The sequence below is a fragment of the Bradyrhizobium manausense genome (genome assembly GCF_018129685.1).
Lineage (GTDB): Bacteria > Pseudomonadota > Alphaproteobacteria > Rhizobiales > Xanthobacteraceae > Bradyrhizobium > Bradyrhizobium manausense_D.
The window spans coordinates 204564-216205 of sequence record NZ_JAFCLG010000005.1 but is presented as its reverse complement, the minus strand read 5'-3'; the positions used below and the strand labels follow the sequence as shown (position 1 = coordinate 216205).

The 11642-nt window shown below is 64.5% G+C and carries 12 protein-coding genes; 7 read left to right on the top strand and 5 right to left on the bottom strand.

Annotated features, from left to right (window positions below; translation table 11 throughout):
* The first annotated feature begins 149 nt into the window (after positions 1-149).
* The 7 genes from JQ621_RS15695 to JQ621_RS15665 all read left to right on the top strand — a co-directional run bounded on the left by JQ621_RS15695 (position 150) and on the right by JQ621_RS15665 (position 6436).
* A complete protein-coding gene (locus JQ621_RS15695; RefSeq protein ID WP_212235616.1) occupies positions 150-575 on the top strand; it encodes an Hsp20 family protein in 426 nt (141 codons plus the stop codon).
* Positions 576-626: 51 nt separating this feature from the next.
* Positions 627-890 carry a BQ00720 family protein gene (locus tag JQ621_RS15690; RefSeq protein ID WP_212235615.1) on the top strand — a complete coding sequence of 88 codons (264 nt, stop codon included), beginning with the start codon at positions 627-629 and terminating at the stop codon, positions 888-890.
* Positions 891-1013: 123 nt separating this feature from the next.
* Positions 1014-1307, top strand: coding sequence for a type II toxin-antitoxin system Phd/YefM family antitoxin (locus JQ621_RS15685; RefSeq protein WP_212235614.1), 294 nt, complete (start codon positions 1014-1016; stop codon positions 1305-1307).
* Positions 1304-1798 carry a type II toxin-antitoxin system VapC family toxin gene (locus JQ621_RS15680; protein ID WP_212235613.1) on the top strand — a complete coding sequence of 165 codons (495 nt, stop codon included), beginning with the start codon at positions 1304-1306 and terminating at the stop codon, positions 1796-1798. Before JQ621_RS15685 ends, JQ621_RS15680 begins: the two co-directional genes overlap by 4 nt.
* Before the next feature lie 383 nt (positions 1799-2181).
* Positions 2182-2823 carry a TetR/AcrR family transcriptional regulator gene (locus tag JQ621_RS15675; protein WP_212235612.1) on the top strand — a complete coding sequence of 214 codons (642 nt, stop codon included), beginning with the start codon at positions 2182-2184 and terminating at the stop codon, positions 2821-2823.
* The gene (locus tag JQ621_RS15670; RefSeq protein ID WP_212235611.1) at positions 2820-5507 is read left to right on the top strand and encodes a molybdopterin-dependent oxidoreductase; all 2688 of its coding nucleotides are present in this window, start codon (positions 2820-2822) and stop codon (positions 5505-5507) included. The genes JQ621_RS15675 and JQ621_RS15670 overlap by 4 nt, the downstream gene beginning before the upstream one ends.
* The gene (locus JQ621_RS15665) at positions 5504-6436 is read left to right on the top strand and encodes an FAD binding domain-containing protein (RefSeq protein ID WP_212235610.1); all 933 of its coding nucleotides are present in this window, start codon (positions 5504-5506) and stop codon (positions 6434-6436) included. Before JQ621_RS15670 ends, JQ621_RS15665 begins: the two co-directional genes overlap by 4 nt.
* A gap of 51 nt (positions 6437-6487) precedes the next feature.
* On the opposite strand, the gene ptsN is transcribed toward JQ621_RS15665, so the two are convergent.
* From ptsN to JQ621_RS15640, 5 genes are all read right to left on the bottom strand, one after another.
* On the bottom strand, positions 6488-6949 hold the full coding sequence (gene ptsN, locus JQ621_RS15660; protein ID WP_212235609.1) for a PTS IIA-like nitrogen regulatory protein PtsN: 462 nt from the start codon (positions 6947-6949) through the stop codon (positions 6488-6490).
* A gap of 225 nt (positions 6950-7174) precedes the next feature.
* Positions 7175-7774: a ribosome hibernation-promoting factor, HPF/YfiA family gene (hpf, locus tag JQ621_RS15655; protein WP_212235608.1), complete on the bottom strand. Its 600-nt coding sequence runs from the start codon at positions 7772-7774 to the stop codon at positions 7175-7177.
* Positions 7775-7858: 84 nt separating this feature from the next.
* On the bottom strand, positions 7859-9496 hold the full coding sequence (rpoN, locus tag JQ621_RS15650; protein ID WP_212235607.1) for an RNA polymerase factor sigma-54: 1638 nt from the start codon (positions 9494-9496) through the stop codon (positions 7859-7861).
* A gap of 90 nt (positions 9497-9586) precedes the next feature.
* The gene (lptB, locus tag JQ621_RS15645; protein ID WP_212235606.1) at positions 9587-10588 is read right to left on the bottom strand and encodes an LPS export ABC transporter ATP-binding protein; all 1002 of its coding nucleotides are present in this window, start codon (positions 10586-10588) and stop codon (positions 9587-9589) included.
* A gap of 210 nt (positions 10589-10798) precedes the next feature.
* Entirely contained in the window at positions 10799-11509 is a 711-nt protein-coding gene (locus JQ621_RS15640; protein WP_212235605.1) for an LptA/OstA family protein, read from the bottom strand.
* Between the last annotated feature and the right edge of the window lie 133 nt (positions 11510-11642).

Sequence of the window (11642 nt, the reverse complement as noted above, 5' to 3'; positions counted from 1 at the left end):
CGGATTCGCCATCGGCGGGTGACCGCGAATCCCCAGGCCCCCCCTGCTACGTCCTTGAACCGTCACGAGGATATGACCATATTGCTGACCAAGGGGCGCCATTCCGGGCCCTGAAATGCCAAAGTCGCTTCGAGAGGACTTTGTAAACTATGTCTCGTGTTCCCACGCTTTCCAGTCCGTTCCTTCTGGGCTTCGACGAAATCGAGCGCGTGCTCGATCGCGTCGTCAAAGGCGCCGACGGTTACCCGCCCTACAATATCGAGCGGTGCGGCGGCGCGGACAACCAGCCCGAGCGCTTGCGCATCACGCTGGCGGTCGCCGGATTCACCCGCGACCAACTCGATGTAACCATTGAGGAAAACCAGCTCGTGATTCGCGGGCGGCAGCAGGACGATAAGACCCGGCAATACATCCATCGCGGCATCGCCGCGCGCCACTTCCAGCGCACCTTCGTGCTGGCGGAGGGGATGCTGGTGCTGGGTGCGGATCTGAAGAACGGGCTGTTGTCGATCGATCTTGCCCGGCCGGAACCGGAGAGGATCGTTAAGACAATCGCTATCAATGAGCACGAATAATGGAACGAGTAGCGGACTCGACCGCTTAGTTTCGAGAGAGGAGTCGAGACCATGAGTGAAGGTCACGTTGTATTCGAACACGAAGCCAGGAACGCCTCGCTGGCGAACCTCGGCGAAGGCCACATCGCCTATGTGAAGCAGATCCGCTCCGAGGATGTGCCCGGCCTGTTCCCCGAAGCCCCGAAGATTGCGCCCGGCCTCAAGCTGTTCGCGCTCCACTCGGCCGACGGCACGCCGATCATGCTGACCGACAGCCGCGAAGCCGCGGTGGCGAATGCCTGGAGCAACGAGCTGCAAGCGGTGAGCGTGCACTGAGCGCGTACTTTCGCGCGAATAGATTTTTGAACGGGCATGCCTTCGAAGGAAGGCGTGCCCGTTTTGCTTTTGTCAGCGAATTCGGATACTCTAAATTCTGGTTGATCCGACCAGAAGGTAGACATGACCGCAAAGCGTCCCTCTTCGAATAAGGGCTCCCAATCCAAACGATGGAGTCTTCAGGATGCGAAGACGCATCTGAGCCAGATTGTCAGAGAGGCCCAGCGTAACGGACCGCAGCGCGTTACGCTGCACGGGAAAGACGCCGCTGTTATCATCTCGGCGGACGAGTTCGACCGCCTACAGCGGCCCGTGACCGGCCGCGACATCGTGACGGTCCTTGCCAGATCCCCGTTGGGCGACGTGGAATTTGAGCGGCTAACAGTCAAATCCAAGGTTCGGGATGTCGAGCTTTGAGAGGTTGGCTGCTCGATACCAAAGTGGTTTCAGAACTGCGCCGGCCCAAGCCGAATCCTGACGTTGCGAATTTTGTCGCGGGCCAAAGCGGCGACGATCTCTATGTCACCGAGGTTACATTCGCGGAGATCGTCTATGGCATCGAACAGCTGTCCGATGCCGCCAGGCGCGCAGACCTTCAATCGTGGCTCGACAATATGCTCCGGCCGCTCTTCGCGGGTCGAGTTCTTGCCATCACAGAAGATGTGATCGTGCGATGGAAAACCATGATCTTTGAAGGCCGCAAGCGTCGCCACACGTTCGGACAGCCAGACTTGTTCATCGCAGCCATCGCCGCCCTGCAGGATCTGGTTGTGGTTACACGCGACATCGACGAATTCGTCGAAGCTCGCGTACCGGTGTTTGATCCATGGACGAACAAATTCTACCGTCGCGGCGGCGAAACGCTCGTGCGACGACCCGTGTCACTCGAGGCAATCTCTAAACTCTAATGCGCGATGGAGTCAGGTTGGATCGGCGTCCGGGGTCACCTCTCCCCGACGGGGAGAGGTCGGATTGCTATGGCGCGCAATTGCGCGCCTGAGCAATCCGGGTGAGGGGCCGCGGCACCCAGTGAGACCGAAACCCCTCACCCGGATCGCATCTTCGATGCGATCCGACCTCTCCCTGCGGGAGAGGTGAACCGAGTTCGCGGCTCGCATCGATTCAGCCAAAACACATCACGCTTTGGCGGAAACGGTCGCTTTGCGCAGCGGTCGCTGGCGGCAGTGCCGCTCCACGCCGCCGATGGCGCGGCGGCCCCGGCTCATGCGCGCACGAGACCGTCATGAATCCGTGATTTGACATTTCATCCGTAACTGTCAAATCTGACAAAATGCAGGCCAAGGCCCCTCCGCAGGACCGGATCCTCGACGCCGCCATGCGCGTGTTCCGGCGCCACGGCTTCCGCCGCTCCTCGATCGAGCAGGCGGCCGAAGAAGCCGGGCTGACGCGGCAGGCGCTCTATCATCACTTCGCCTCCAAGGAGGCGCTGTTTCGCGCCGTGATCGAGCGGCTCTACGAGCAGGGGCTCGCTGCCGAAATCGCGGCGGCGAAGGCGGCGGAAGAAGCGGGCCTCGAGCTTGCCGACATCCTGGTCGCCGAGATCGGCGCGCGGATGCAGGCGTTGCTGGCCTCGCTCAAGGACTCGCCGCATACCGAGGAGCTGTTTTCCGAGCACCTCGCGCAGGCGCGCGACCTCTATCAGAGTTATTCGAACCGCTTCGCCGAGGAGATCGCGACCACGATCGCGCGGGTCTGCCGCAAGCGAAAACTTAACCTCGCAAGCGGCGTCAGCGTGCGCGAGCTCGCGCGCTGCGTCGAGATGGCGGTCCACGGCACCAAATCCGCTTTCCCGTCCATGCAGCCGGTCGACGCGTTCCTGAAACAGCTCAAGACCATGCTGCGCATGCTGATCGCCGGCGCGATGGCGCCTGCTGCGAAGAAATCCCCACGCAAAACGGGAGTTCGAAAATGACCGTCACGACCGTCAATGGAAAACCTCTGGCGCTCCCCGACGATCCGGATGCGCTCCTGATCGACGTGATCCGCGACGGTGGCCTCACCGGCACCAAGCTCGTCTGCGGCTCCGGCGTCTGCGGCGCCTGCACCGTGCTGCTCCACGGTGTGCCCGTCGTGAGCTGCCTGTTGCCTGCGCAGGCGGCCGCCGGCAAGTCGCTGACGACCATCGAGGGCATAGGAGCTGCCGGATTGCATCCGGTGCAGAAGGCGTTCATGGCGCACGACGCCCTGCAATGCGGCTTCTGCACGCCCGGCTTCGTCGTCGAAGCCGCCGCCTTTCATGACGGCTGGCGTGCGACCAGGGGCACGGCGACACCCTCGCGCGACGACATCGCCGCCGCGCTGTCGGGGCATCTCTGCCGCTGCGGCGCCTATGAAGGCATTTTTCGCGCGGTGGCGGAGGCTTGTTCGGGCCGCTTCGACGGCAACGATCCGATCGCGCCGCGGCTGGAAGCCCGCGACAAGGTGACGGGACTGGCGCGCTACACCGTCGACATCCGCCATGACGGCCAGCTCGAAGGCGTCATCCTGCGCGCGCACGTCGCGCATGCGAGGATCACCGGGCTCGATCTGGCGCCGGCGCGCACTATTCCCGGTGTCGCCGCGGTCGTTCCGCTGCTCGACGACGACAACATCATCCGCTTCGTCGGCGCGCCGATCGCAGCCGTCGCGGCCAGGGATCGCCGCACCGCACTGAAGGCAATTGCGGCGATCACCTTCAAGCCCGAACCCTTACCCGCGGTGATCGGGCTCGATGCGGCGCGGCGCGACGATGCGCCTGTCGTGTTCGACAAGAAGGACCGCAAGCGTGCCGGAAACGTGTCCGAGGGCGCCGGCGGCGCTCCCGTGTCTTGGAACGGCAATGTGCGGGGGCCTTCGGCGCCGTTCTCGCAGAAGGCGAAGCAGGCCAAAGGCTGGCTGGAGGAGGCGCGCCGGAAACGCGATCCCCTGCTGGTTGAAGAAACCTTCCGCGTCTCGACGCAACAGCACGCAAGCCTGGAACCACATGCCGCCGTGGCCAAATTCGATGGCGATCAGCTCACCCTGCACATCTCGACCCAGGCCATTCACGAGAGCATGGAGAAGATCGCCAAGCGTTATGGCCTTGCGCACGACAAGGTCCGCGTGATCGCCGATCATGTCGGCGGCGGGTTCGGCTCCAAGGGCAGCCTTGGCCTGGAGACCATCGCCGCGATCGAGCTTGCGCGCGCCGCCAAGGCGCCGGTGCGGGTCGCCTTCGATCGTGAAGAGGAGCTTTCCGTCACCGGCTATCGTCCGGCCGCCGAGCTGAAGATGTCCTTGCTGCCTTCGACGGACGGCCGCCTCAAGGCGCTGTCGCTGACCGCGCATGCCGACACCGGCGCCGCCGTGAACTCGCTGATCGCCGGCCTGGCGCGATTGATCTATCCGGCCGAAGCCAAAGAGCTCGTCGACTTCGACGTGCTCAGCAATCTGCCGCCGGGCGCGCCGTTCCGCGGCCCCGGCGGTCCGCCGATGTCGTTTGCGCTGGAGCAGGCGGTCGACGAGGCGGCGCTGCGCATGAAGGTCGATCCGATCCAGCTGCGCAAGCGCTGGGATCCCGATCCCAACCGACAGCGATTGTACGATTGGGCCGCCGGCCTCGACGTCTGGAAGAACCGCAAGCCGGCCGGCTCGCAAGAAGGCCGCTACCGGCGCGGCGTCGGGGTCGCCACCGGCTACTGGCTCTATCTCTGGCAGACCGGCTCGTCGGTCGAGCTCGCGGTCAAGGGCGGCCGCATCGTCGCAAGCTGCGCGGTCCAGGATATCGGCACGGGCACGCGCAGCGTGATCGCGAACACCGTCGCCAAGGCGTTCGATCTCGAGCCGCAGGATGTGGACGTTCGCATCGGCCGCTCCGACCTGCCGCCCGGACCGGGCTCCGGCGGCAGCCGCGTCACCGCCTCGGTGGTGCCGCCGACCCTGCTCGCCATCGACAAGCTGAAGGCGGAAATCAGGCGCACCGCGTCTCGCACGCCTGCGCCTGGCTCGAACGCGCCGTGGCGCGAGATGATCGCGGCTTCTCCTGATATCACCGTATCGGCGAAGCGCCCGGAGGACGGCAGGCCGCCGCCCGGCGTCAGGCCCGCGCTGCACGAGGCGGGCCTGATGGGCCGGGTGTTCGGTTGGGTGCTGCGTCTGATGAACCACATGGTGGTCGGCGCCGGCGTGCCGAGCTCGGTGCAGGTGATGGAAGTCGAGGTCGATACCTGGCTCGGCCATGTGCGCGTGCTCAATGCCTATACGGGCCTGGCGATCGGCAAGCTCGCCGCGCCGGTGCTGGCGCGAAGCCAGGCCGCAGGCGCGGTGATCCAGGGCATCGGCTACGCACTCTATGAGACGCGGGAGATCGATCCTTCGAGCGGGCACATCCTGAGCGGCAACATGGAGGATTACCGCATTCCGGGGATCGCCGACATGCCGAAACTGGACGTGCATTTCGACGAGGCCGGTTTCGAGCATGTGCCGGGCGGCAGCGTCGGCATCGGCGAAGTCGCCACCGTGCCGACCTCGCCCGCGATCGCCAACGCCATCCGCGATGCAATCGGCGTGAGACTGATCGAAATTCCGTTCCGGCCCGATCGACTATTGGCCGCTCTCAAAGGGAGGGATGCAGCATGAGCGTCGCCGTCACGACTGCCAAGCCCACGCCCGAATTCCGCGCCGGAGGCACCGACATCAGCGAACGCCGCCGCAGCGGCGTGTCGCAGGGAATGCTGATCGATATCTCGGCCTCCGGAGACAAGGCGATCGACAAGGCGATCACCTGGGACGCCGACGGAGCAGCCCGGATCGGCGCGCTGACCACCATCGCCACGATCGCGACGGACACGCGCATCGCCGCTGCCTATCCCGGCATTGCGGCGAGCGCGCAAGGCCTCGCCACGCCACAGGTGCGCCAGGTTGCAACGCTCGGCGGCAATCTCGCGCAGCGATCGCGCTGCTGGTATTTCCGCAAGGCGGACATCGATTGCCTGAAGAAAGGCGGCAGCACCTGCCCTGCCCGGTCTGGCAATCATCTCTACGGCGTTGCCTTCGATCTCGGGCCTTGCGTCGCGCCGCATCCCTCGACCATGGCGGCTGCCTTGCTCGCCTATGATGCGACCATCACCACGGACCAGCGCAGCGGATTGACCATTGCCGACCTGCTCGGCGATGACTCGGTCGCGCACGCCGACCACACACTTGCGGCGGGCGAGATGATCAAGAGCATTGCGCTTCCCGCTCCGCTTCAAGGCGAGCGCGCGTCCTACAAGCGCGCGATCAGCCGGACCCACGCGGAATGGCCGCTGGCGGAGCTCTGCGCCCGCGTCGTGATCGCCGACGGCAAATTCCAGCTCGTGCGTCTCGCCGCCGGCGGCGTCGCGCCCGTGCCGCTTCGCCTCACCGCCGCGGAAGTCGCGCTTCATGGCAAGATTGCTGACGCGGCATCGATCGCAGAAGCGGCGAAAGCGGCGAGCTCAGGCGCAAAGCCATTGCCGATGACGGCCTACAAGCTCGATCTTCTGCAAGGGCTGGTGCGCGACGTGCTGGAGCGGCTTTTGGATTAGCTGGCCGCGCACGCGGCGGAGACCTCGCGCACGACGGCGAATTGTTGCCGACTACGCCGCGGTCGCCGGCGGCAGGGCCAGCACCGAATAGATCGCCTGGGCATCGCGCGAGGCGCGGAGCTTCTTGGCGATGTCCTGGTCGCGCAGCAGGCGGGCGATGCGGGCGAGCGCCTTCAGATGATCGGCGCCGGCGCCCTCGGGGGCGAGCAGCAGGAAGACGAGATCGACCGGCTGGGCATCCATCGCCTCGAAATCGATCGGGCGATCGAGCCGGGCGAACAGGCCGAAAATCTTCTCCAGCTTGGGCAGCTTGCCGTGGGGAATGGCGACGCCGTAGCCGACCGCGGTGGTGCCGAGCTTCTCGCGCTGGAGCAGCACCTCGAACACCGCGCGTTCGTTCTGGCCGGTCAGCTCGGCGGCCTTGGCTGCGAGCTCCTGGAGCGCCTGCTTCTTGCTGTTGACCTTCAATGCCGGGAGAATCGCCTCGGGTGCGACCAGATCGGTAATCGGCATGGAAGTGGTTCCGAGGTGAATTAAACCGTCAGGTTCCGAATTGGCCGTCTCGCTAGAAGCGAGCCCGGCCGGCGTCAAGAAGGTCAGGCAGAAAGGGCACTTAGCCCCGGTCCTGATGTGGGGCGCTTCTACTCCAACGCAATCCCGGTGCCAACTCCCGCGTGCGGCTTTGCCACGGTCATTGTTAAGAGCTGCGGTTGATACGGGAATCGCCCTGACATCGGCCTAACCACCCGTTTTGGCGCCCGGCGGGTCGATCCAGCCGACATTGCCGTCGGCCCGGCGGTAGATGATGTTCACCCGGCCCGAGGAGCCATGCTGGAATACCAGGCAGGGTGCCCCGCTGAGGTCCAGTTCCATGACGGCCTCGCTGACCGACATCTGCTTCAGCGACGTCGTCGCCTCGGCAATGATCACGGGGCTGTAGCCGGTGACCTCCTCCTCCTCGTCCCCCTCGCCGGGGGCCTCGAGAACGTAAGACGTGGCATCCATCGCGGCCAGCGCCGCGGAGGCGACATGAGCCTTGCGGGCCGAGCGGTCCTTGAGCCGGCTCTTGTAGCGCTTGAGCCGCTTCTCGATCATGATCAGCGCCTGGTCGGCGCTGGCATAGGCGTCCTGCGCGTTCGAATCGGCTTCCAGCGTGATTCCGGAATCAAGGTGCAGCGCACAGTCGGTGCGGAAGCCAAGGCCGTCCTTGCTCAGCGTGATGTGGCCGGAATAATTGCCGTCGAAATATTTACGAAGGACCTCTTCGGTCCGGTCGGTCACGCGGCCGCGAAGGGCCTCACCGACGCTAACGCTCTTGCCCGATATCCGAAGAGTCATGTGATGCCTCGCTTGGTTCAATCGGCCTAGCTTGGATCGATCGCAAAGGGGGGATGAGAGTAGCGCGATTTCGCGCCAGCGCAATCACGCCGGTTCGGTGTTGCGGGAGCGATCGGGCATTGCGGTGGAGAGGACGTTACCAAGAGCGCTCTGCTTGTCGCGACGGCGTTGCACCGAGGACGGAATGCGCATGGCTTCGCGGTACTTCGCGACCGTGCGGCGGGCAATGTCAATGCCCGAGGCGCGCAAGCGTTCCACGATGGTATCATCCGACAGGATCGCGGAGGGCGCTTCCGAATCGATCAGCTGCTTGATGTGGTGACGCACCGCTTCGGCTGAATGCGCCTCGCCGCCGTCGGCGGACGCGATCGACGCGGTGAAGAAATATTTCAACTCGAATGTGCCGCGATTTGTCGCCATGTATTTGTTGGCGGTGACGCGCGACACCGTGGATTCATGCATCTGGATGGCATCGGCGACGGCCTTCAGATTCAGCGGCCTCAAATGCGCGACGCCATGGGTGAAGAAGCCGTCCTGCTGCCGCACGATCTCGGTTGCGACCTTCAGGATGGTGCGGGCGCGCTGGTCGAGCGCGCGCACCAGCCAGGTGGCGTTCTGCAACGCGTCGGTGAAATAGGATTTGTCGCCGTCCTTGCCGATCTTCTTCGACAGCTCGGAATAATAGGTCTGGTTCACCAGCACGCGCGGCAAGGTGTCGCTGTTGAGCTCGACATGCCAGCCGCCATCCGGACCCGGGCGGACATAGACGTCGGGCACCATGGTCTGCAGCCGCGCCGAGCCGAACTTCATGCCGGGCTTGGGATTGAGCCGCCTGATCTCGCCGATCATGTCGGCGATGTCCTCGTCGTCGACGCCGCAGAGCTTGCGCAGCGCGGCGATGTCGCGCTTGGCGAGGAGATCGAGATGCTCGACGAGGGCCTGCATCGCGGGATCGTAGCGATCGAGCTCGCGGAGCTGGATCGCGAGGCATTCGCTCAAACTGCGCGCGCAGACGCCGGGCGGATCGAATTTCTGCAGCACGGCGAGAACGTCCTCGACGTCCTTTTGCGTTGCGCCCAGCCGCTCGGCGGCCTGGCCGAGATCGGGCGGCAGGTAGCCGGCTTCGTCGACGAGGTCGATCAGGTACTTCCCGATCATGCGCTGCGCCGCGCCGGTGAAGGCGACCGAGAGCTGTTCGGCGAGGTGATCGCCGAGCGTGGTCTCCGCGGCGACGAAGGCTTCGAGATTGTAGTCCTCGTCACCGGAGGCGCCGCCGCCCCATTCGGTGTAGGTGGTCGGCGCCGCATCCTGGGCGTTGCGCGCGGCCGCCTCGGCGGGCTCCTCGGAGAAGACGTTGTCCAGGCCCGTGTCCAGGGTCTGCTCGATCTCGGCGCGGGTGCCGAGATCCTTGCTCATCCATTCTTCCTGGCCGGGCTCGAAGGCGTTCCCGCTGCCAAAGCCGTCAGAGTCGCCTTGGGCGTCGCCCAGACTGCCTGAATCTTCGCCATCATGGCCGCTGAACTGACCGGCCTCGGCCGGGGCCTCGCCGCCGGGGGCCTCGTCACTGGCCCGCTCCAGCAGCGGATTGCGCTCGAGTTCCTCCTCCACGAAGGTCGTGAGATCGAGATTGGACAATTGCAGCAGCTTGATCGCCTGCATCAACTGCGGCGTCATGACCAGCGACTGCGATTGCCGGAACTCTAATCTCTGCGAAAGCGCCATCTAACAAGAACCGTTCCCGAAAATTGGTCCGATTCTTGCTTATCTTAGTCCTGGCCCGATGTACACGCCTTGACGAATTGGAAAAAAGGGCTAGAGGCGGAATTCCTCGCCAAGGTAAAGCCTGCGGACATCCGGATCCGCGACGATCTCGTCCGGGCTCCCCTCTGTCAAGATTTCACCCGCGTAGACGATGTAAGCACGGTCAGTCAGGCCGAGCGTCTCGCGGACATTGTGGTCCGTGATCAAGACGCCGATGCCGCGGTTGGTGAGGTGGCGGACGAGATCCTGAATGTCGCCCACCGCGATCGGATCGATGCCGGCGAAGGGCTCGTCGAGCAGCATGTAGTTCGGACGCGTCGCCAGCGCGCGCGCGATCTCGACGCGGCGGCGTTCGCCACCCGACAGCGCGATCGACGGCGATTTCCGCAGCCGCGTGATGTTGAATTCGTCGAGCAGCGAGTCGAGTTGCTGCTCGCGCTTCTTGCGCGAGGGTTCCACCACTTCGAGCACGGCGCGGATGTTCTGCTCGACGGTGAGGCCGCGGAAGATCGAGGCTTCCTGCGGCAGATAGCCGATGCCGAGCCGCGCGCGCTGATACATCGGCAGCTTCGTGACATCGTGGCCGTCCAGCTCGATCGCGCCGCGATCGGCCTTGATCAGGCCTGTTATCATGTAGAACACGGTGGTCTTGCCGGCGCCGTTCGGACCGAGCAGGCCGACGGCTTCGCCGCGCCGCACATAGATGCTGACGCCGCGCACGACCTGGCGGCTGCCAAAACTTTTTTCCACGCTATGCACAGCCAGGAAGCCCGGCCGCCGCAACAGCTGCGGTCCGCCCGTACCGTTGGGCTTTGCAGCGGGCCTGGCTTTGGGAGGCTGTGCCGCGGCTGGCCGTGCCCGCGGTGGCGCCTCGAGCCCATAGGGGTCCGAGGTCTGCATCGGCTGGTCACGGGCAATCGGCGGCGCGTCCCGCACCGGGCTCGCCACCAGGCCGCCGACGCTGTCGCCGAGCGCGGTGATGTCCTGACGGGCAAATCCTGGCCGGCCGCGCTTGGCGGGGCGCCGTCGGAACATGCTGAAAAGATCGACCATCCCCGCCTTCTAGCTTTGCGCGGCGCTCGCGCGGTCTGCAGTGCCGGCCTCTCGATTCGCCGGCACAGCATGAATGAAGGGATGTCTCATGCCCAGTGAAACACGCCCGAAAAGCGGCGGACCCCGCTCCGAAAGCCCTGCGCGCTAGATACAGTCTCACCCCGCAAGCTTCAACCTCGGATCGGCGAGAGCAAGATCAAGCCATTGAATTCACTTCTGTAATTTACTTTTGCGGCCGCCGGACATTTGGGGAGGCGCGACCGCTTCGGGCATGGCCGGACTGCCAGATCCGCAATCATGGCCGGCACCCTGTGGCAAGAGCACCTGCACACGACCGGTATCGGATTCCACACGCGACACACCAGTGGTCATGTCGACCTTCAGTCGATCGCCGCGCATCACGTTCTTGCACTGTGTCAAAACCACATAACCTGAGCCGCCGCCCAACATGGTGATGAGGTTGGCTTTGGTGTCAAACACCGCGGTCTCGCCCGTCACCACCTGATCCTTCTGAGTGACCACGACATGCCCCCGAGCCTCCAGCCGCCTGATCGAGGAGCTGCCGCCCGGGCCCGGCGTCACTGACTGCATCGAAGAGACCTTCGCTCCTTTGGCCCCAGGCGGCGGCGACTTATCGCCGCCGGACTCATAGAAAACCGCCAATGTCTGCGAAGTCATGGCGGTGTCGCCCTGGATGACCTTCACACCACCGGAGAAGGTCGCCTCCTTCTTCTTCTGACGCACCTCGAGTAGGTCAGCCTCAATCTTGATCGGCTGATCGCGATTCTGCGAAAATCCCTGCATTGCGTTATTGGGCACGTTGGCTGAACCCTGCGCATGGCATTCACCGGATGCCAGCAACATACCAAGCGCTAGCGCGGTGGCGCTGATGATGCCGCTGCCTCTGTATTGGTTGCTCATGACGGACCCGATGATGACAACAGTTCGAATTGGCCGATTGCTGACGGCAGGGCGGGCTGAGCCGCGGCTCCAGATGAACCACAATATCTGCCGCAGTGAATGACCTCGCGGCCCGCGGCAGCACAACCAGTGT